This is a genomic window from Streptomyces sp. NPDC005648, assembly GCF_040605395.1.
Lineage (GTDB): Bacteria > Actinomycetota > Actinomycetes > Streptomycetales > Streptomycetaceae > Streptomyces.
Genome location: NZ_JBEXCS010000077.1, coordinates 1 through 19445 on the forward strand (window position 1 = coordinate 1; position 19445 = coordinate 19445).

A 19445-nucleotide genomic window follows, 5' to 3' on the forward strand; every position below is an offset into this window, starting at 1 on the left:
GCTTCCTCTCCGCCACCCGAGGCAGCGACGTCCGCCATGAGCGCGTGAACGGCTCGCTGGTAGCCCAGCTCAGCCACGACGGAGATCAGCGGGGGACGCCCGCCGCACGGCTGTCGGTGCGGGACCGGCCGCGCGTCAGTGGCTCAGCAGCCAGCCGATACGGTCGTAGGCGAGGATCTGGTACGCCACCATGACCACGAGCAACCAGCGGGCCGCGCGCCGCAGCCGGGCGTGGTACAGCGCGGCCACCGCGCCGAAGAACACGGCGAGTTCGAGCACCAGCCTGACCGGGCCCGGGGTGTGGACATCGCTCTGGCCGGACCGGGACGGGTCGTGCGGCACGGTGAAGGTGCCCCACGCCCACGCCAGGACCACCGGCACCACGACGACCGCGAGCCAGCGCCACGGGCCCGGCGTGACCCGCCAGGCCCAGACGGCGAAGCACGCCAACGACACGATCTCCAGCAGGAAGCGCACACCGAGCAGGACGCCGTTGTTGGCGAGCGCCAGCGTCACGGGATTCACCGGGAGACCTCCGCGGTCCGCACCTCGGCGGTGCACTTCAGGGCGCCGAGCCAGTCCTGGAGCACCCGGCGCAGCTTGTCGCTGGGGAAGTACAGCGCGATCAGCGGTCCCCCGATGGACTCCTCGGACACCACGTCGGTGGCCCGGCCGTCCTCGCTCGCGGTCAGCCGGAAGCGGTGTACCGCGCGGGTGCCGGCCAGGACGCCGGTCCAGCACAGCTCACGCCCCGGATCGACCACGGCCAGCGTCGATTTGATGGACATCCCGCCCAGCTTCCAGCGGAACCACTCGTCGGGGACGGTGCCGCCGGGCCCCTGGCGCACATGGGAGACCCGCGGCACCCACGAGGGCCAGCCGGGCAGATCGTGCAGCAGCCGCCACACCTCGGCCGGCGGCGCCTCGATCCGCACCCGGCCGGAGGCGACGACGGGCGCCCGGTCGTCGATGCGGTCCCCCTTGGCGTACCGCTGGTGGAGCGTGGCGAGCGAGGGGCCGGTGTACAGGACGCGGCCCAGTAACGAGCGTGCTGCGACGGGCATGGTGTCACCTTCGGTCGAGAGGTCGGTCGGATCGGGCACGCGTGCGGTGCGGGACGGATCGGACGGTCGTGGGCGCTTCACGGGCGGTCGGCGGCCTGTCGTACGGGGGCCTCGTGCGCAAAGCTGTCGTGCGGTGCCGGATCCCCCGGCACAGCCTTGCCCACGACCGCACCACGCGAAGCACCTTGGCCTAAACCGCGCCTCACCGGGCCCGGCAGCAGCACCAGGGCGAAGACGGCGCCCAGCGCGACGATCCCGGCCGCCGTCTCGAACCCGGCCGTGGCCGCGCCCCCGAACCGGGCGCCCGGCAGGCCGGCGGCGCCGTGCCCGCCCGACTCCCGGGACAGCACGGTGCCGACCACGGCCACCCCCAGGGCGTTGCCCAGCTCCTGCATCGTGTCGTTCAACGCGGCCGCGTTGCCGGAGCGTTCGGCCGGCACCAGCGTCATCACGGTGTCCGTCGTCGGCGACAGGGCGAGGCCGACGCCGACACCCATGAGCGCGAGCCCGGTCAGGATCCCGGGGTAGGCGCCGGCCCCGGCCAGTGTCAGGACACCCGCGGCACAGAGCACGAGGCCCGTGGTCACACTGCCGCGCGGGCCGGTGGTGCGGGTGAGCCACGGGGAGGCGGCCGAGCCGAGGCCGACGGCGACCGCGACCGGCGCGATGGCGAGGCCGGCCCGCAACGGGCCGTAGCCCAGGGCGAACTGCAGATACTGCGTCAGCACGAAGAGCGTGCCGGCCAGCCCGCTGAACAGCAGCATGTTCCCCGCGCTCGCACCCAGGAAGACGGGCCTGCGCAGCAGCGCGAAGTCCACCATCGGACTCGGATGCCGGCGCTCCCACGCGGCGAACGCCGCCCCCGCCACCAGCGCCCCGCCGAACGCCCCCAGCACCGGCGCCGACGTCCACCCCTCGCCCGAGGCGTGGATCGCGCCGTACACCGCGCCCGCCATGGCGGCGGCGCCCAGCAGTGCGCCCACCGGGTCCCACCGGCGCGGCACGGCCGCCTTCGACTCCGGCAGCAGCAGGAACCCGGCCACCAGCACGACCGCCACCGGCAGCAGGTTCACCACGAACACCGAGCCCCACCAGAAGTGGGCGACCAGGGTGCCGCCGAGCACCGGCCCCGCGGCCACCCCCAGCGCGGAGGTGCTGCCCCACACGGCGATCGCGCGCTGCCGCTCCCGCTCCGGGAAGACATCGACCAGGATCGACAGGGTGCCCGGCATGACCAGCGCCGCGGCCGCCCCCATCACGGCCCGGGCCGCGGCGAGCTGGGCCGCGCCGTGCGCGGTGAGCGCGACGAGGCTGCCCGCCCCGAACAGGACGACGCCGAGCAGCGTGGCCCGCCTGCGGCCGTACCGGTCGGAGAGCGTGCCCGCGGTGAGCAGACAGGCCGCGAAGACCAGCGCGTAGCAGTCGACGATCCACTGGGTCGTCCCGATGCCGGCGTGCAGGTCCCGCATCACGCTGGGCAGGGCGACGTTGAGCAGGCCGTTGTTGAGGATGATCACGAACAGGGCCAGGGACAGCACGGCGAGGATCCACCAGCGCCGTGGATCGGCGGGCCGTTCGGCGCCGGCCGGTGGCGCGGTCTCGTAGGTCTGCATCACGGTCCTTCCGTCGCGCTCGCTGAGCGGGCGGCGCGAGCGCGCGCCCGGCGGCAGCCTCGACGCGGACGCTGAAGCCCCGCTTGCGCCCAGGCGGTCGTGATCAGTGGCCGACGGCCGTCGGCAGGGGGTTTAGCGGGGCCAAAGCAGCGCTGCGGAGCATTTCCGGCGGACCCAGTCAACGACGAACGGACAAAGGGGAGGCCCATGCGCTGGGAAGGGCTTTACGTGGCGGGCACCGGGGTCTGGCTCCCGGCGCCGGTCACCGCGCAGTCGGCAGTTCGGGACGGCCGCTACGACCCGGAGCAGGCCGCCGCCGACGACCTGGAGTCCGTGCGGGTCGCGGACGAGGACACCGCGCCCGCGGACATGGCCGTCCAGGCGGCCACCACCGCGCTCAAGCGCTCCGGCGTCGACCCCGCCGACGTGGAACTGCTCGTGCACGCCAGCATCTGGTTCCAGGGCCGCGAGATGTGGCCCGCCGCGTCCTACATCGCCGAGCACTCCGTCGGTTCGCACGTCACGGCGTTCGGCCTGCACCAGGAGTGCAACGGGGGTCTCGCCGGCCTGGAGACCGTGGCCCGCCATCTCGCGAGCGCCGGACCCACCGCGGCCGGCGTGGTCACCTCCGCCGACCGGTTCGGCGAGCCCCGGCTGCACCGCTGGACCAGCGAGTCCGGCTATGTCTACGGCGACGGCGGCACCGCGCTGCTGCTCTCCCGCCGGGGCGGCTTCGCCCGGCTGCTGTCCAGCGTGACCCGGGCCGACAACTCCCTGGAGGCCGTGGTCCGCGGCGACGGCTTCCACCCGCACCCCACCACCGAACCGCTCGACGTGTCGGGCCGGCTCCAGCAGTTCGTGCAACGCGGCGGCAGCATGCGCGAGGCGACCGAGAAGCTCGCCACCACCGTGCGCGGCGCGGTCGCCCAGGCCCTCGCCGAGGCGGACACCGACATGGGGTCCGTGGCCCGGGCGGTGGTGCCCGCCTCCGGACGCGGCCGGATGGACTGGCAGGTGGCGGCGCTCGGCGTCCCGCTCGCCAGGTCCAGCTGGGACTTCGCCCGCCAGGCCGGCCACCTCGGCGCCGGCGACCAGACGGCCGGCCTCGACCACCTCCTGGCGACCGGCGCGGTCCACGCCGGGGACAAGGTCCTGCTCGTCGGCGGCGGTTCGGGTTTCACCTGCACCTGCGCCGTCCTGGAGATCACCGAGGAGCCCGACTACGGCACCGACCCCACGGAGACACCGTGACCACCTTCGCCGCTCCCGGCCGCACCACGCTGCCGGCCACCACCTTCGTGGATTCCGCCGTCGAGAACGCGGCCGAGGTGTTCCTGGGCCGCGCCGCCGCCCTCAGGCCGTCCGCGCCCGCCGTCCGCGACCGCGCCAAGGGCTGGAGCTACGGCCATCTCGACGCCGCCGCCCGCGCCGTGGAACAGCGCCTCGGCACGCTCGGCGTCCGCCCCGGCGACCGGGTGCTCGCCCGGATCGGCAGCGTCTGCGAGTTCCTCGCCCTCATGTACGGCACCTGGCGGCACGGCGCCACCTTCGTGCCGATCGGCCGGGGCATGCGCGGCTACCACCTGAAGTCCGTGCTGGCCGACGCCGAACCGGTGCTGGTGGTGACCACCCCGGCCGAGGCCACCGCCGCCGACGGCGTGCCCTGGCCCGCCGAGGCGACCGTACTCACCCTCGACGACTTCGACTTCGAGCCCGCCGACGCGCCCGCGGGCCCCGCCCGCCCGGTCCCCGCCGACCGGCTCGCCCTGCTCATCTACACCTCCGGCTCCACCTCCGCGCCCAAGGCGGTGGCCTGTCCGCACGCCCCCGTCGCCTTCGCGGCCCGTGCCATCCAGGCCCGCCTGGAGTACCGGCCGGACGACGTGGTGCTGACCGCCGTACCGCTCTCCTTCGACTACGGCCTCTACCAGGCCCTGCTCTCCGCGCTGGCCGGGGCGGAGCTGCTGCTGTCCGACGCCGACGAGCACACCCGGCTGCTCGGCTACGCCCGGGAGCACGGCGCGACCGTGCTGCCGCTGGTGCCCTCGCTCGGCGAGGTCCTGGTCCGGCTCACCCTGCGCGACGACCGGCCCACCCGGGTGCGGCTGTTCACCAACACCGGTGCCGCCCTGAACGCGCCGCTCATCGCACAGCTGCGGGAGCGTTTCCCGGGCGCCAAGGTGGCACCGATGTTCGGCACCACCGAGTGCAAGCGGATGACCATCCTGGAGCCGGACGGCGACCTCGCCAAGCCCGGCTCGGTCGGCCCCGCCCTGCCCGGCACCGAGGTGCTCGTCCTGGACGAGCGGGGCCGGGCGCTGCCGCCCGGCGAGACCGGCGAGATCGCGGTCCGCGGACCGCACGTCATGGCCGGGTACTGGCGGGCCCCCGAGCCCACGGCCCTGCGCTTCCGCACCGGCCCGGACGGCGTGGTCACCCTGCACACCGGGGACTACGGCCGGCTCGACGAGGACGGACACCTTTACTTCCAGGGCCGCCGCGACGACCTGTTCAAGCGGCGCGGGCACCGGATGAGCGCCATCGAGATCGAGGCCGCCGCCCTCGATGTGCCCGGCGTCCGGGAGGCCGCCCTGCTGGTCCCCGAGGACGGCCGCGACATGGTGCTGTTCACGGTCGGCGAGCCGACCTCGGCGCTGGTGCTGGAACAGCTCGGCGAGCGCCTGGAGGCGGCGAAGGTGCCCGACGTGTGCCATGTCCTGCCGGCGCTGCCGCTCACCCCGAACGGCAAGACCGACCGCAAGCGCCTGAGGGCGTACCTGGAGGAGACATGAGCGAGCACTGGGACGAGTCCTACGAGGAGCTGCTGAAGGACGCGCTCCCCAGGCTCGCCGAACAGGGCGAGGTCCGGGCGGACGTACGCCTGAAGCCGGTCGGCCTCGACTCCCTCGCCACGGTCGAGGTGCTGATCCGGCTGGAGAACTCCTACGGCATCAAGATCCCCGACGAGGAGCTGACGCCCGGCGTCTTCGACACGCCGGCCACCCTCTGGGCCCTGGTCGAGCGCTGCCGGGGCGGACGCACGGCGGCGTGACCCGACGGGCGTACGCCGGCAACGGACTTCGTTGATCCCTTTGGTTTCAGGAGTGGATGTGCAGGACGACCGGGCTGAGGCCCTCATGACGACCCTGATCGAACAACTCGCCGCCGTACGCCCCGAGACGGCGGGCCGGCAGGTCACCGAGCGCTCCCGGCTCACCGGTGACCTCGGCCTGGACTCGGTGGAACTCGCCGAACTCTTCGAGCGCATCCGGGAGGTGTACGGGGAGGTCGAGATCGCCGACTGGCTGGCCATGGCCAGCCGCGCCGAGGGCGACACGGTGGGCAGCCTCGTCCGCTACCTGAGCACGGTGCTGCCCGAACAGCTCCCGCGGCCCCTGGTGGCGGGGAGCGCACGATGACCGTCACCCAGGACGCGCCCGCGCGCACCGACTACGTGGCCCTCGCCGGCGAACTGGCCGGCCGGTTCGCCGGACGGGCCGCCGCGCACGACGCCGAGAGCAGCTTCCCGCACGAGAACTTCGCCGAACTCGTCTCCTGCGGCTACACCGCGATGACCGTGCCGCGCGAGCACGGCGGCGGGGGAGCGGACCTGAGGGAGCTGTGCCGGGCGCAGGAGACCCTCGCGGCCGGCTGTGCGAGCACGGCCTTCGCGGTCAACATGCACGTCCACGGCATCGCGATGATCGCCGGCATCGGCGGTCCGGCCGCCGAGCGGGCCTACCACGCCATCGCCCACGAGGGCGCCGTCATCGCGGGCGGTTTCAGCGAGCCCGGCGTCGGCGGCAACTGGTGGCACCCGACCACCAGGGCCGAACCGGTCACGGGCGGTTACGTGCTCAGCGGCCGCAAGGGCTTCTTCACCGGCTACCCGGCCGCCGACCTGCTCTTCCTGTCCGCCGCCCGCACCGACGACCGCGGGCTGCCCGAGCCGGTCGGCTTCCTGGTGCCGAGGCCCGAGCGCGGTGTCACGGTCACCGCCGAGTGGGACGCGGCCGGAATGCGGGCCACCGGCAGCCACTCGCTGCTCCTGGACGGTCTCTTCGTCGCCGAGGACCGGATGGTGGGCCGGCCGGGCGCGCTACCGCTGATGTTCATGCAGGGCGTCCACTGGGCGTGGTGCAGCTTCGCCTCCGTCTTCCTCGGCATCGCCCGCGGCGCCCTGGACCGGGTGGTCACCGAACAGCGCGGGCGCACCCTGCACGTCCTGGACCGGACCGTGGCCCATCTGCCCGGTGTGCAGTTCCGGGTCGCCGAGATGCGCACCCGGCTCGCCGCGGCCGAGGCCCACCTCTACCAGGCCGTGCGCGCCGACCACGACACCGCGATCGCCGCCGATCCGCTCGGCCACTACATCGAGATGAGCGTGATGAAGAACAGCGTGTGCCGCCTCGCCCACGAGGTGGTGGTGCTCGCGATGCAGGTCCAGGGCGGCTCGGCCCTGCTCTCCGGCCACCCGCTGCAACGCGCCTACCGGGACGTGGTCGCCGGACTGCTGGTCCCGCCGAACTCCGATGTCACCGCCGAGTGGGCGGGCAAGCACGCCCTGGGCGTACCGGTCTTCGCCGAACCCCGATGGGAGGGCTGAACGCCATGGCCACCGTCGCAGAGCAGCCGGTCACCGACGCCGGACGCGCCGCCCGCTGGGCCGAGTTGGAGGACACCGCGCGCCTCCTGGCCGCCCGCTTCGAGGAGCGTGCTCAACAGGGCTACGAGGCCGGGGAGTTCATCGGCCGCAACATCCATGACCTCGTGGAGTCCGGCATCACCGCCGTCAACGTGCCGCGTGACCTCGGCGGTTTCGAGGCCACCCTGGAGGAGAACACCCGGCTGCTGCGGATCATCGCGGGCGGCTGCGGCTCCACCGCGTTCACCCTCGCCATCCACGCCGTGCTCACCGGCTCGATGCGCAGCGACCTCTCGGCGGCCGTACGGGAGCGGATGTTCGGCGCGGTACGGGACGGGGCGTTCGTCGTCGGCCCGTTCACCGACGAGGGCTCGGGCGGCAACTGGACCCGGCCCTCGACGACCGCCCGGCGCACCCCGGACGGGTTCGTCCTCGACGGCCTCAAGCACTTCGCCACCGGCTACGACGCCGCCACCCACCTGGTGCTCACCGCCGGCCTCGACGACGAGCACCTCGAACCGCCGTTCAACCTCGCGGCGTTCTTCGTCGAGAAGCCCGAGCACGGCATCGACGTGGTGTCGAGGTGGAGCGGGTTCGCGCTGCCGATGACCGGCTCCCACTCCCTGAAGCTGGACGGCCTGCACGTCGACGCGGACGACTCGGTGTTCCCCGACGGACTGACCCCGCTGTTCGTGATGGCCCGTCAGCAGTGGGGCCACTACTGCTTCGCGGCCGTCTTCCTGGGCCTGGCCGAGCGGGCGTACGGGCTCGCGGTGGAGCGCACCCGCGGCCGGTCCACCACGGCCGTCGCCGACCTGGCCAAGCTGCCCGGCATCCAGTTCGCCGTGGCCCGGATGCGCTCCTCGCTGGCCACCATGACGGCCCTGCTCACGGAGTACGCCACCCGGCACGTGGACCCCGGCGAGGACCTGCCGGCGTTCGTCGCCGACACCTGTGTGCCCAAGTACTACATCACCAACGAGGCCGAGCACGTCGTCGCGACCGCCTTCGAGGTCATCGGCGGCTCCGGCATCCGGGACGGCTCCCGCATCGGCCAGATCTGGCGGGACGTCAAGGCGGGCCCGCTGCTGCCCTTCAGCAACGACATGGCCCGCGAGTTCATCGGCAAGGCGGCCCTGGGCATCAGCCCGGTCGAGACCCCGAGGTGGGTGTGATGACGACCTCCGCGGCTTCCGCGGCCTCCGGCCGCAGCGGCGCCCTGGACCCCGACCGGGTCCGGATCGACAACGACTACTACGAGCGGGTCGGCGACGACTGGTGGGACACCGAGGGCCCGCTGCGCGCCCTGCACGAGATGAACCCCGCGCGCACCGGCTACTTCCACCGGGTCCTCAGGTCCCGTTTCCCCGGCCGTCCCGCGCACACCCTCCGGGTCGTCGACCTCGGCTGCGGCGGCGGACTGGTAGCCGAGAACCTCGCCGCCCGGGGCTACCGGGTCACCGGCGTCGACCTGTCCCCGGGCACCGTCGAGGCCGCCCGGCGGCACGCGGCGGCGTCCGGTGTCGAGGTGGACTACCTCGTCGGCTCCGCCTACGCGACCGGGCTGCCGGACGGCAGCGCCGAGGCCGTGGTCGCCTCCGACGTGCTGGAGCACTTCCACGACCTGCGCGCCGCCCTCACCGAGATCGACCGGCTGCTCATCCCCGGCGGGGTGCTCCTGTTCGACACGGTCAACCGCACCGCCCGCAGCTATCTGCTGCTCATCCTGGTGGCCGAGAAGCTGCTCGGCATCATCAAACCGGGCACCCACAACTGGAACATGTTCATCCGCCCGCGCGAACTGCGCGGTCTCCTCTACGACGTCGACCTCGTCCTGGAGGAGACCCACGGACTCGGCCCCGCCCGCCCGCTGCCCGCGCTGATCCCCTCGCTGCTGCGCCACCGCCGGCTGGGCGAGTTCGCCCTCACCGGTGACCTCTCGGCCAGCTACATCGGCCACGCCGTCAAACGAAGCACCCCGTGAAGGACACACCATGGTCTCCATACGTTCCGCCAGCGTGGCCGGCATCGAAGTGAAGGCCGACCCGGCCGCCGTGCGCGCGCTCCTTCTGGACGTCGTCGGCTGCGGCCTGCTGATGCCCGGCGTGGAAAGCCTCACCGCCGAGGGCGACGACGTCTACCACTACGTGCTGACCACCCTCTCCAACGGCGCCGTCAGCCACACCCCCGACCACCGCACCCGCTTCCACACCGCCGACCCGGCCCGGATCGCCTGGGAGCCGGTCGGCGAGCACAACTTCCGTTCCTGGGGCGAGTTCCGCACCACCCCCGGCAGCGGTCCCGACACCACCTACCTGGAGATCGACACCCGCTCCGAGGCGGACGTCGACATCGCGCCCGTGGTGCTGCCGCTCGTGGAGCCCTTCGCCCGCCAGCAGAGCGACCAGGTCACCGAGGGCTTCCTCGCCGCCATCAAGGAGCGCGTCGAGTCCGGGGCGTCGGCATGACGGCGCCGACCGGGGCACCGGCCGCCGCAGGGCACACCACCCGCGGGGCGGCCCGGCTGCTCGCGCTGCGCACCGCGGCGCCCGAGACCGTCGTGACACAGCGCGACGCCTTCGAGGACCACTACCGCGAGATGTTCAAGGACGTGCCGAAGGCCGAGGAGATCTTCCGCGGCTCCGGGGTGACCCAGCGGCACATGGCTTGGGACCCGCGCACCGCCTACGCCGACGGCTTCCCGCCGATCAAACCCCGCATGGCCGCCTGGGAGGAGAACGTCCTCGCCATGAGCCGCCGCACCGTCGGCGGGGTGCTGGAGGCGGCCGAGGACCGCGACAGGGTCGGCACGTTCGTGCTGGCGAGCTGCACCGGATACGTCGGCCCCACCCCGGACATCCTGCTCGCCAAGGAGTTCGGGCTGCGCCAGGACCTGCGGCGCACCTTCATCGGGCACATGGGCTGCAACGCCGCGTTCAACGTGCTCAAGACTGCCTTCGACGCCCTGGCCGCCCGCCCCGGCGAACTGGTGCTGGCCGGCTCCGCCGAGGTCTGCTCGGTCCACCAGCGCCCCGAGTACACGGCCGAACAGGCCGTCGTCAACGCCCTGTTCGGGGACGCCGGCGCGATGACGCTGCTCGCCGCCGACGACGGCGGGCCGGGACCGGTCTTCCTCGGCACCCACACCGAGACCCACCCCGAGACCCTGCACGCCATGAGCTGGCACATCGAGGACCTGGCGTTCCGGATGACGCTCTCCCCGTACGTGCCGTTCTACCTCGCCGAGAGCATCGAGCCGTTCGTCAAGCGGCTGCTCGCCCCGCACGGTCTCGACGCGGGTGACGTCGCCCACTGGGGCGTGCACCCCGGCGGCCCGAAGATCATCGACTTCGTCGGCGAGAAGCTCGATCTGACGGATCGTCAACTCGCCTCGTCCCGGGCCGTGCTGGCCGAACACGGCAACTGCTCCTCGGCCACCATCCTGCTGATCCTCGAACGGATCCTGCGCGACGCTCGCCCCGCACCCGGCGAACACGCCGTGCTCATGGCCTTCGGGCCCGGACTGACCATGGAGTCGGCGCTCGTCCGCTTCTGACCCCGTCACACCCACGAACCGAGGGACCACCCGCCATGACGACGAGCGCACTCCAGCCGCGCTGGTCCACTCCGGACCTCACCGCGGCGATCAAGGACCACTACGACGGACTCATCGACCTCTACGAGGACCTGTGGGGCGAGCACATCCACCACGGCTACTGGGCCGAGGGCGAGCCCGACCCCGGCCGGCACGCCGCCCAGGTCCGCCTGGTCGAGGAGCTGATCGCGTTCGGACCGGTGCCCGCCGGCGCCCGCGTCCTGGACGCCGGCTGCGGTATCGGCGCCTCCGCCGTCCATCTCGCCGGCCGGCTGGGCTGCACGGTCGACGGCATCACCATCAGCGCGGAGCAGATCACCCGCGCCGAGGCCAAGGCCGCCGAGGCCGACGTCACCGACCGCACCAGCTTCCGGCTGGTCGACGCCATGCACACCGACTACCCCGACGACACCTTCGACCTCGTCTGGGCGCTGGAGAGCTGTGAACTGATGCCGGACAAGAAGGCGTTCCTGGCCGAGTGCCGGCGCGTCCTCAAGCCCGGCGGCACCCTCCTGGTCGCCACCTGGTGCGCCCGCGACGAGCGACTCGCCCCCGACGAGACACGGTTGCTGCAGCGCATCTACCGCGACTTCGTCGTCTCCCACGTCCTGCCCCTCGACGCCTACCGCGCCCTCGCCGAGGAGCTGGGGCTCACCGACGTACGCACCGCCGACTGGTCCCCGAGGGTGTGGGACACCTGGAAGCTGTCCACCGACATCGTCAAGCCCGTGGTCCGCGACCCCTCCGTCATCTGGCGGCTGGTACGCGCCAAGGGCATGGACATCTTCCGGTTCCTCAACTCCGTACCGCTGATGAAGCAGGCCTACGAGCGCGACGTGATGCGCTACGGCGTGCTGCGCGCGACCAAACCCAGCTGACCACCCGACCTCTCCCGCCCTCCTGGAGCTGACGATGACGACAACTGCCGCTCCCGCGGCGTCCGTCGAGGCCCTGGTCGCCGACCTGCTCTCCCAGCAGTGGCTCATCGACCTGTTCACCGAGCTCGCCGAACGCCAACGCGCCTCGGCCGCCGCCACCGAGCGACTGCGCGCCCGCGACGCCGCCACCCATGTCTTCTGGCCCTTCCACTCCCCGCAGTTCCCGCTCCAGGTGACCGAGGCGCACGGCAGCCGTATCGTCGACGCCGACGGCAACACCTACACCGACTGCCATCTCGGCTTCGGTGCCCAGGCCCTGCACGGGCACAGCCCCGAACCGGTCGTGGAGTACGTCCGCGAGCAGCTGGCCACCACCACCGGCAACGGCTACTGCACCCCGGTGGAGAGTCAACTGGTCGATCTGCTCGGCGAGTTGGTGCCGCACTGCGAGAAGTTCGCGTTCCTCAACTCCGGTACCGACGCCACCGCCGCGGCCATCCGGCTCGCCCGCGCGCACACCGGCCGCCGGATGGTCGCCAAGTTCGAGGGCGCCCTGCACGGGGTGCACGACCTCGGCATGCACAACACGGCCTTCTGGTACCACGGCCACCCCACCCACCCCTTCCCCGGCAACGCGCCCGACGGCGGCATCGAGCGCCAGTCCGCGCTCACCGGCGTCCCCGTGGCCGACCCGCGCGACCTACTGGTGCTGCCCAACGACCCGGTACGCGCTGTGGAGTTGATAGAGCGTCACAAGAACGAGCTGGCCTGTGTGATCACCGAGGCGGCCTCCTCGTCCTTCCCCTTCGTCGAGCACACCGTCCCGCTGCTGAGGACCGTCTCCGAGCGCTGCCGGGCCCTGCGCGTCCCGTTCGTCCTGGACGAGGTCCTCACCGGTTTCCGCTACGGCCCCGGAGGCGCCGCCGAGTACTTCGGCCTGGAAGCCGACCTGTACACCTACGGCAAGGTCCTCAGCGGCCTCGGTCTGCCGCTGTCCGCGGTCGCCGGCAAGGCGGCCCTGCTCGACCACACCCAGACCTCCGGGCTGCCGCTGACCGACATCGGCCGCAAGACCTGTGTGCAGACCACCCACGCCGGCAACCACCTGGCGCTGTGCGCCTCGTACGCGAGCCTGCGGCTGCTGCACGAGCGGCGCGACACGTACTACACCGAGACCCGGGCCAAGGTCGCCCGCGTCCAGGACCGGCTGGCGGACTTCCGCACCGAGACCGGCATCCCGCTGCGACTGGTCGGATTCGGCGACTTCATCGGCTCGTTCGGCTTCCTGGAGCGGGAGAGCTACGACGACTACCGTACGTTCGCCGGAGCGGTGAACCCCATCGCGTTCTTCCTGCTGACGCTCATGCTGCGCCGGCGCGGCTTCTACACCCTCAGCCTGCCCATGCTCTTCACCGGCGGGGCGCACTCCACCGAGGATCTGGACGCCCTGGTCGACGCGGTCACCGACTCGGCGCGTGAACTGGGCCGGCACGGCTTCCCGTTCGTGCTGCCCGGCCCGGGTGCGGCATGAGCGCGCGGGCCGAGGAGCGCTGGGACGCCGTGGTCGTCGGGGCCGGGCTCACCGGCCTGGTCACCGCCGTCCGCCTGGCCCGGACCGTCGGTCCCGGCCGGGTACTGCTCCTGGAAGCGGGCGGCGAGCCCGGCGGCCGGGCTCGCACCACGGACCACCACGGCTTCCGCCTCGACCTCGGCCCGCGCGCCCTGTACCACACCACCCGCACCCGGCTGCACGCCCTCGGCATCCGGGTGCCGGCCCACGAACCCGACCTCGCGGGCGCCCTGGCCCTGCGCGACGGCACCCTGCACCCCGGCTACGCCGCCCCCGGCCCCCTCCTGCGCACCGCCCTGCTCTCCCCACGCGAACGCCTCGCCGTGGCCCGTCTGCTGGCCCTCTCCCGCGCCCGCCCCGCCCTGGCCGGCCTCGACGCCGCCACCTGGCTCGCCGACCGCCTCCCCACCGAACGCGCCCGGGAGGCCGCCTTCGCCGTACTCCGCATCAGCGCCTACACCGGCCGCCCCGGCATGATCGCGGCCGACGCCCTCGCGGCCCACTTCGCCGAGGCACGGCGCGGAGTGGGCTATGTCGACGGAGGCTGGCGCACCCTGGTGGACGCGCTCGCGCTCCGCGCCCGGACCCTGGGCGTACACCTGCGCACGGCCGGCCGGGTCACCGCGGTCGAGGGCGGCCCCCACCCCCACGTCACCCTCGCGGACGGCCCGTCCGTCCGGACCCGCTCGGTGGTCCTCGCGGGCCTCTCCCGCCCCGCGGCCGAACGGCTGCTGAGCGGGGCGGGTCAGGAGAGCCGGTCGTCCGCCCCCCAGCAGACGAACCGACCCGGCGTGCCCGCCGCGCCGCTCCGTACCGCCTGTCTCGATGTGGCCCTCTCCCGGCTTCCGTCCCCGGACCGTTCCCTCGTCTACGGGGTCGACGAGCCCCTGTACCTCTCCGTCTTCTCCCGCACCGCGCGCCTCGCCCCGGACGGCGGGGCCGTGCTCCACCTCGTCCGCCACGACGACGGGAGCGGGCTCGGCGCGAGCGAGGTGCGCAAGCGGCTGTACGAGCTGCTCGACCTCTGCCAGCCCGGCTGGCGGGAGGTACTGGTCCATGAACGCTTCCTGCCCGCCATCACCACCATGACCGCCGTACCCGAGGCCCGCACCGGCGGACTGGCCGGACGCCCGGGCCCCCGGGTGCCCGGCCGGTCCGGGGTCTTCGTCGCCGGTGACTGGGTGGGCCCCGCGGGCCTGCTCGCCGACGCCTGTGTGCTCAGCGGTGAGCGGGCGGCCGACGAAGCGGCGGCACGGCTGTGACCCGGCCACGGCCGGCGGGTCCGGCCGGGCCGCCGGGTCGCGGTCTCCGTATCCTTCCTCGACACCGGAGTTGAGTCATGCGTCCGATCCGCATCGCCGCCCTGGGCGGCTCGCTGCGTTCCGGCTCGGTCTCGGCGGCCGCCCTGCGGGTCTGCGCCGCGCGGGCCCGCGCGGCGGGGGCGGAGGTCACGGTGGTCTGCGGCACCGAGCTGGTGCTGCCGCCGTACGACCCCGAGGTGCGCTTCCGTTCGGCGCGGGAGGCGCGGCTGCTGGCCGCGCTGCGGCGGGCGGACGGGGTGCTGCTGGCGAGCCCGACCTACCACGGCGGGATGTCCGGGCTGCTGAAGAACGCGCTGGACCACACCGAGGGCCTGGCCGAAGAGGGGTATCTGGACGGCCGCTCGGTCGGCTGCCTCGCCGTGGCCTGGAACGAGGTCGCGGGCGCGTCCGCGCTGGCCTCGCTCAGGGCCTCGGCCCAGTCGCTGCGCGGCTGGGCGGTGCCGATGGGCGTGGTCGTCCCGGCCGGCACGGAGTTCACCCCGGACGACATCTGCACCGACCCCCGCACCACCCGCCGCCTGGACATCCTCACCGACCAGCTCCTCGATTTCGCCCGCACCCACCGAGCCGGCCACGACCCCGCCCCCCACCGCACCCCCACCCCGACCACAGCCTCCCGAGCCTGACCCCCACCCCCGCCCCGCCGGACACCCCTCCCGCGGGGCCCCCGCATGCCCACCACACCCTCCCCGGCCCTGCCCACCCGGTCCCGTCGGGCTCAGCGCACGGTGGGACCCATGTGCGGGCTCTGCCCGCCCATGGGCATGGAAAGGGCCGGGCACTCCCTCCCCTTGGATCCCTCAGGGAGTGCCCGGCCGTTCGGGGTGGTCAGTGGGGGGTGGGGAGCAGGGGGAGGGGGGTGCGGTGGTCCTCGGTGCGGGCCGCGGAGAGCAGGGCGCGGCCCTTCTCGGTCATCAGGTCGGTGTGCCAGAGCGTGCCGCCGTCCAGCTCGACACTCACCCCGGTGACGCCCTCGACGGCACCCGCCTTCTGCTCGATCGCCTGCATGATGGTCGGCACCGCCATGCAGAACGGCGCGGTCAGGCTGATGCGGACGGTGGCCCGTCCGTCGTCGGTGACCGTGACGTCCCGGACCAGGCCGAGGTCGACCACGCTCATCGGCCGCTGCCAGGACTGGCTGCAGGGGTCGTAGACATGGAGCAGTGCGGCCCGCACGAGCTCCGCCGGCGCGCCCGTCCCCGCGCTCACGCCGCCGCCTCCGCCGCCGCCCACAGCTCCGGCTGGGTCTCGCGCCAGTACGACCACATCGGCCGGTTCCCGCCCTGCTCCGCGCGGAACCGGGCGAACTCGTCGTCCCGCACGGACTCCGCGGCCACCGTCAGGTCGATGCCCGCGATGCGCGCGTAGTTGCCGGCCAGGAAGGCCGCCCGCTGCTCCCGGGTGATCTGTTCGAGGCCGTAGCGCTCCAGGACGCGGTCGGAGAACGTGAGCCGCGCCATCTTCTCCAGCACCGGCTGCGGGTGGAAGTGCAGCGCCCCGGACGCGTAGATGATCTTCTCCGCGCCGCCGAGCGAGATCAGCTGCGCGAGCGCCTCCTCCACGTAGCCCATGCCGTGCGCGAGGATCGCGGAGGTGATCTCCAGGTTGGCGTAGACGTTGGGCAGCCGCATCAGGGCCATGGCGACCTCCTCCACGAACGGGGGAAGGCCGGCGTGCACGATCTCGAAGGACAGGTCGATGTGCCGGATCGCCACGGTCTCCAGGTCGTCGATCCCGAAGGGGCCGAGAGGGACGAGCCCGTTGGGCACGATCTTGTGCAACGCGACTATCTTGATGCCGAGTTCCTTGGCCAGCTCGAACAGCGGTGTGAACTCGGGGTCGTCCAGCCGCCAACTCAGGTCGGGCGAACCGGCGTTGGGATACATCTTGATGCCGATCGTGCCCGGCACCCGCGCCACCTGCTCACGCAGGTCGCGCAGACAGGCCTCGACGCCGTGCGCCGGGTTGAGGCCGGCGTAGGGGACGACGCGCTGCGGCCACTTCTCGGCGAGGACCCGGTTCTTCTCGCCGTTGCACAGCCCGTCCTCGAACACGGCGTCGATGCGCAGCCGGTGGTTGACCGCCATGTCGACGTCGGACTCGGTGAACAGGGTCCAGGCGAGCAGCTCCGGCGGCCAGTCGGTGCAGAACACCTCGCGCGGGATGCCGGAACCCTTGGTGGCGAAGCGCTCGTGCATCCCCCAGAGCATCTCGCGGAGCGCGAAGGCGTGCAGATTGGGGAACTCACCGTCCTTGCGCAGATTCGCGTCCGCCACGTTGTACGGGTGCACGGTGGCATCGATCACGAACATGTTGTCGATCAACTTCGGTCTCCCGTCGCCGCGTTGGCCGACCGCGCGGACCGGCCGGCGCCGTCGTCCGGGAGTCTGCGGCCCACCCCTTCAGGCCGGCTAAAGCCCATGGACGGCTTAAGCGAGGCTGAAGCGCCGGGCGGAACACTCGACGCACCTACGGAAGGTGACCATCCATGTTCTCTGCCCTGGGCGCCGTCCTGTACCGGCGGCGGCGCATCAGCCTCTTACTGGCCGTCCTCGCGGCGGTCCTGGCCGCGCTGTTCGGCGGCAGCGTCGAAAGCCGGCTCACCAACGGACTGTCCGACTACGACGATCCGGGCGGCGCCAATGTCGCGGCCCGCGAGATCATCCAGCGGGCCACCGGAGCCGACGCCCAGCAGGGCTACGCCGTCCTCGTCCGCACCGACGCCCCGATCGACCCGAAGGCACCCCTGCCGCCGTCGGTGTCGGCCGCGGTCGCCCTGCTGCGGGCCCGGCCCGAGGTACGGCAGGTCGTCGACTACGCGTCGGCGGCGAACCCGGCGCTGATCGGGAAGGACTCCCGCACTACGGTGGTGCTCGGCACGGTCGGACCGCTGAAGGACGCGGCCGCCAAGGACGCCGAGAAGGCACTGCAGAAGGCCGTCTCCGGCACTCCCGCCCTGCGCGGCCGGACCTGGCTCGGCGGCGCCACCCCCGGGCACGTCCAGGTGGCCGAGGTCTCCTCGGGCGACCTGGCGAAGGCCGAGGGCCTGGCCCTGCCGTTCATCCTCGTCCTGCTCTTCCTGGTGTTCCGGGGCGTGGTGGCGGCGCTGGTACCGCTCGTCGGCGCGGTCGTCTCGCTGCTGCTCACCTTCGCCGGACTGCGCCTGGCCACAATGTTCATGAACGTCTCGACGGGCGCCCTCAACCTGTCCTTCGCCCTCGGCCTCGGCCTCGCCGTCGACTTCGGGCTGCTCATCGTCTCCCGCTACCGCGAGGAGCTCGCCGCCCACGGACCGGGCCGCGAGGCGGTCGCCCGTACGGTGGCGAGCGCCGGACGCACCGTCTTCTTCAGCTCCATGACCGTCGCCGCCGCACTGGCGGCGATCACCGTGTTCCCGCACCCCTATCTGCGCTCCATGGGCCTGGCCGGTGTCATCACCGTGGTCTCCGCGGCGCTGTTCGCCCTGGTGGGACTGCCCGCGCTGCTCGCCGTGCTCGGACATCGCGTCAACTCCCTCGCACCGCGCCGCTGGCAGCGCGGCGAGGGGGCGTACGACACCTCGGGCGACCGCTGGCACCGCATCGCCTCGGCGGTGATGCGCCGGCCCGCCGTGGTCGCGACCGCCGCGACCGCCGTACTCCTGCTGGTGGCGGCCCCGGTCGTCGGCCTGAGGTTCACCGGCGCCGATCCCTCCACGCTGCCCGCCTCGACCAGCGCGGGGAAGGTCTCCCGGGCCCTGGCGAGCGACTTCGCCAAGCCCCCGGCCTCGCCGCTGCAGATCGTCCTGGACAGCCCGGCCGGCGGCCCCCGACTGGCCTCGTACGCACAGCGGATCGCGGCCGTCGAGGGCGTGGAGGCGGTGGGCACGCCCTTCCGTCTGGACGCGCGGCACTGGGAGGTCGACGCGGTGCTCGAAGGCGCGCCGCTCGGCACCGTCGCCAAGGACGCGGCGGCCGAGGTGCAGGACCTGCCGGCACCGGTGCGCGCCCGCTTCACCGGGGTGACCGCCGACTTCCTGGCCCAGAAGGCCAGTATCGGCGCCAAGGTGCCGCTCGCCGCGGCGGTGCTCGCGGTGGTCACCCTGCTTTTGCTGTTCGCCTTCTCCGGCTCGGTCGTCCTGCCGCTGAAGGCGCTGGTGATGAACACGCTCTCCACCGGCGCCGCCCTCGGGTTCCTGGTCTGGGTCTTCCAGCACGGCAACCTCGGCTTCACCGCGCAGAACGGCATCGAGGCGACCACCCCCGTGCTGGTCTTCGCCCTCGCCTTCGGTCTGTCCACGGACTACAACGTCTTCCTGCTCGGGCGGATCAAGGAGGGCCGGCAGTCGGGCCTGGACGACCGCGCGGCGGTCGCCGAGGGGCTGGCCAGGACCGGTCCGGTCGTCACCTCGGCGGCCTCCCTGTTCTGCCTCGCGGTGGTCGCCCTCGGCCTCTCCCGGCTGGTCTTCGTCCAGGAGCTGGGCATCGGCACCGCGTTCGCCGTCCTGGTCGACGCGACGCTGGTACGGGCCCTGCTGGTGCCGTCGCTGATGGCCCTGCTCGGCAGCGCCAACTGGTGGGCCCCGGGCCCCCTGCGCCGACTGCACACCCGTCTGCGGCTGGACCGCATGGAGCCGCCGGAGGAGCCGGGGACCGCGGCGCCGGAGGCCGAGCCACGGCAGCGGCCGGCGGTCAGCACGACCTGACCGGGGGCGCCGACCCGGTCCTGAGCGGCCCGGACTCCGTGACGACGGGGCCCGGGCCGCCGTACGTACGGAAC

19 protein-coding genes are annotated in these 19445 nt (G+C 73.2%); 14 read left to right on the forward strand and 5 right to left on the reverse strand.

The window, feature by feature from the left end:
• Positions 1-135: 135 nt before the first annotated feature.
• The 3 genes from ABZT17_RS33375 to ABZT17_RS33385 form a co-directional block, all read right to left on the reverse strand.
• Positions 136-525, reverse strand: coding sequence for a YrdB family protein (locus tag ABZT17_RS33375; RefSeq protein WP_356354455.1), 390 nt, complete (start codon positions 523-525; stop codon positions 136-138).
• Positions 522-1064, reverse strand: coding sequence for an SRPBCC family protein (locus ABZT17_RS33380; protein ID WP_356354457.1), 543 nt, complete (start codon positions 1062-1064; stop codon positions 522-524). Before ABZT17_RS33380 ends, ABZT17_RS33375 begins: the two co-directional genes overlap by 4 nt.
• A gap of 77 nt (positions 1065-1141) precedes the next feature.
• Positions 1142-2677 carry an MFS transporter gene (locus ABZT17_RS33385; RefSeq protein ID WP_356354459.1) on the reverse strand — a complete coding sequence of 512 codons (1536 nt, stop codon included), beginning with the start codon at positions 2675-2677 and terminating at the stop codon, positions 1142-1144.
• A gap of 207 nt (positions 2678-2884) precedes the next feature.
• Here ABZT17_RS33385 and ABZT17_RS33390 point away from each other — a divergent pair, with 207 nt between their 5' ends.
• The 13 genes from ABZT17_RS33390 to ABZT17_RS33450 all read left to right on the forward strand — a co-directional run bounded on the left by ABZT17_RS33390 (position 2885) and on the right by ABZT17_RS33450 (position 15313).
• On the forward strand, positions 2885-3928 hold the full coding sequence (locus ABZT17_RS33390; RefSeq protein ID WP_356354461.1) for a ketoacyl-ACP synthase III family protein: 1044 nt from the start codon (positions 2885-2887) through the stop codon (positions 3926-3928).
• 47 nt (positions 3929-3975) lie between these two features.
• Complete coding sequence (locus ABZT17_RS33395) at positions 3976-5469, forward strand: AMP-binding protein (RefSeq protein ID WP_356354538.1); 1494 nt, start codon at positions 3976-3978, stop codon at positions 5467-5469.
• Complete coding sequence (locus ABZT17_RS33400) at positions 5466-5729, forward strand: phosphopantetheine-binding protein (protein WP_356354463.1); 264 nt, start codon at positions 5466-5468, stop codon at positions 5727-5729. Before ABZT17_RS33395 ends, ABZT17_RS33400 begins: the two co-directional genes overlap by 4 nt.
• Before the next feature lie 85 nt (positions 5730-5814).
• Positions 5815-6096 carry a hypothetical protein gene (locus ABZT17_RS33405; protein ID WP_356354465.1) on the forward strand — a complete coding sequence of 94 codons (282 nt, stop codon included), beginning with the start codon at positions 5815-5817 and terminating at the stop codon, positions 6094-6096.
• Positions 6093-7283 carry an acyl-CoA dehydrogenase family protein gene (locus ABZT17_RS33410; RefSeq protein WP_356354467.1) on the forward strand — a complete coding sequence of 397 codons (1191 nt, stop codon included), beginning with the start codon at positions 6093-6095 and terminating at the stop codon, positions 7281-7283. Before ABZT17_RS33405 ends, ABZT17_RS33410 begins: the two co-directional genes overlap by 4 nt.
• 5 nt (positions 7284-7288) lie before the next feature.
• The gene (locus ABZT17_RS33415) at positions 7289-8497 is read left to right on the forward strand and encodes an acyl-CoA dehydrogenase family protein (protein ID WP_356354469.1); all 1209 of its coding nucleotides are present in this window, start codon (positions 7289-7291) and stop codon (positions 8495-8497) included.
• Positions 8497-9306: a bifunctional 2-polyprenyl-6-hydroxyphenol methylase/3-demethylubiquinol 3-O-methyltransferase UbiG gene (ubiG, locus tag ABZT17_RS33420; protein WP_356354471.1), complete on the forward strand. Its 810-nt coding sequence runs from the start codon at positions 8497-8499 to the stop codon at positions 9304-9306. The genes ABZT17_RS33415 and ubiG overlap by 1 nt, the downstream gene beginning before the upstream one ends.
• Positions 9307-9316: 10 nt before the next feature.
• A complete protein-coding gene (locus ABZT17_RS33425) occupies positions 9317-9790 on the forward strand; it encodes a hypothetical protein (RefSeq protein ID WP_356354473.1) in 474 nt (157 codons plus the stop codon).
• Positions 9787-10878, forward strand: coding sequence for a type III polyketide synthase (locus tag ABZT17_RS33430; RefSeq protein WP_356354475.1), 1092 nt, complete (start codon positions 9787-9789; stop codon positions 10876-10878). The genes ABZT17_RS33425 and ABZT17_RS33430 overlap by 4 nt, the downstream gene beginning before the upstream one ends.
• 35 nt (positions 10879-10913) lie before the next feature.
• A complete protein-coding gene (locus ABZT17_RS33435; protein ID WP_356354477.1) occupies positions 10914-11795 on the forward strand; it encodes a methyltransferase domain-containing protein in 882 nt (293 codons plus the stop codon).
• Positions 11796-11829: 34 nt separating this feature from the next.
• The gene (locus tag ABZT17_RS33440) at positions 11830-13326 is read left to right on the forward strand and encodes an aminotransferase class III-fold pyridoxal phosphate-dependent enzyme (RefSeq protein ID WP_356354479.1); all 1497 of its coding nucleotides are present in this window, start codon (positions 11830-11832) and stop codon (positions 13324-13326) included.
• Positions 13323-14627, forward strand: a complete 1305-nt coding sequence (locus tag ABZT17_RS33445; protein WP_356354481.1) for an FAD-dependent oxidoreductase — start codon at positions 13323-13325, stop codon at positions 14625-14627. Before ABZT17_RS33440 ends, ABZT17_RS33445 begins: the two co-directional genes overlap by 4 nt.
• Positions 14628-14704: 77 nt before the next feature.
• Positions 14705-15313 carry an NADPH-dependent FMN reductase gene (locus ABZT17_RS33450; RefSeq protein WP_356354483.1) on the forward strand — a complete coding sequence of 203 codons (609 nt, stop codon included), beginning with the start codon at positions 14705-14707 and terminating at the stop codon, positions 15311-15313.
• Between the two features lie 202 nt (positions 15314-15515).
• On the opposite strand, the gene ABZT17_RS33455 is transcribed toward ABZT17_RS33450, so the two are convergent.
• On the reverse strand, positions 15516-15896 hold the full coding sequence (locus ABZT17_RS33455; protein WP_356354485.1) for a metal-sulfur cluster assembly factor: 381 nt from the start codon (positions 15894-15896) through the stop codon (positions 15516-15518).
• Positions 15893-17011: an amidohydrolase family protein gene (locus ABZT17_RS33460; protein WP_356354487.1), complete on the reverse strand. Its 1119-nt coding sequence runs from the start codon at positions 17009-17011 to the stop codon at positions 15893-15895. The genes ABZT17_RS33455 and ABZT17_RS33460 overlap by 4 nt, the downstream gene beginning before the upstream one ends.
• A 164-nt stretch (positions 17012-17175) precedes the next feature.
• Between ABZT17_RS33460 and ABZT17_RS33465 the strand changes: the two genes are divergently transcribed.
• Positions 17176-19371 carry an efflux RND transporter permease subunit gene (locus ABZT17_RS33465; RefSeq protein ID WP_356354490.1) on the forward strand — a complete coding sequence of 732 codons (2196 nt, stop codon included), beginning with the start codon at positions 17176-17178 and terminating at the stop codon, positions 19369-19371.
• Positions 19372-19445 lie beyond the last annotated feature (74 nt).

Excerpts from the sequence above, each read along its gene's own strand:
- ABZT17_RS33450 (WP_356354483.1), top strand. The coding sequence starts at position 14,705 with ATGCGTCCGATCCGCATCGCCGCCCTGGGCGGCTCGCTGCGTTCCGGC.
- ABZT17_RS33380 (WP_356354457.1), bottom strand. The coding sequence starts at position 1,064 with ATGCCCGTCGCAGCACGCTCGTTACTGGGCCGCGTCCTGTACACCGGC.
- ABZT17_RS33435 (WP_356354477.1), top strand. The coding sequence starts at position 10,914 with ATGACGACGAGCGCACTCCAGCCGCGCTGGTCCACTCCGGACCTCACC.
- ABZT17_RS33385 (WP_356354459.1), bottom strand. The coding sequence starts at position 2,677 with ATGCAGACCTACGAGACCGCGCCACCGGCCGGCGCCGAACGGCCCGCC.
- ABZT17_RS33440 (WP_356354479.1), top strand. The coding sequence starts at position 11,830 with ATGACGACAACTGCCGCTCCCGCGGCGTCCGTCGAGGCCCTGGTCGCC.
- ABZT17_RS33390 (WP_356354461.1), top strand. The coding sequence starts at position 2,885 with ATGCGCTGGGAAGGGCTTTACGTGGCGGGCACCGGGGTCTGGCTCCCG.
- ABZT17_RS33465 (WP_356354490.1), top strand. The coding sequence starts at position 17,176 with ATGTTCTCTGCCCTGGGCGCCGTCCTGTACCGGCGGCGGCGCATCAGC.
- ubiG (WP_356354471.1), top strand. The coding sequence starts at position 8,497 with ATGACGACCTCCGCGGCTTCCGCGGCCTCCGGCCGCAGCGGCGCCCTG.
- ABZT17_RS33445 (WP_356354481.1), top strand. The coding sequence starts at position 13,323 with ATGAGCGCGCGGGCCGAGGAGCGCTGGGACGCCGTGGTCGTCGGGGCC.
- ABZT17_RS33415 (WP_356354469.1), top strand. The coding sequence starts at position 7,289 with ATGGCCACCGTCGCAGAGCAGCCGGTCACCGACGCCGGACGCGCCGCC.
- ABZT17_RS33405 (WP_356354465.1), top strand. The coding sequence starts at position 5,815 with ATGACGACCCTGATCGAACAACTCGCCGCCGTACGCCCCGAGACGGCG.
- ABZT17_RS33400 (WP_356354463.1), top strand. The coding sequence starts at position 5,466 with ATGAGCGAGCACTGGGACGAGTCCTACGAGGAGCTGCTGAAGGACGCG.
- ABZT17_RS33430 (WP_356354475.1), top strand. The coding sequence starts at position 9,787 with ATGACGGCGCCGACCGGGGCACCGGCCGCCGCAGGGCACACCACCCGC.
- ABZT17_RS33410 (WP_356354467.1), top strand. The coding sequence starts at position 6,093 with ATGACCGTCACCCAGGACGCGCCCGCGCGCACCGACTACGTGGCCCTC.
- ABZT17_RS33425 (WP_356354473.1), top strand. The coding sequence starts at position 9,317 with ATGGTCTCCATACGTTCCGCCAGCGTGGCCGGCATCGAAGTGAAGGCC.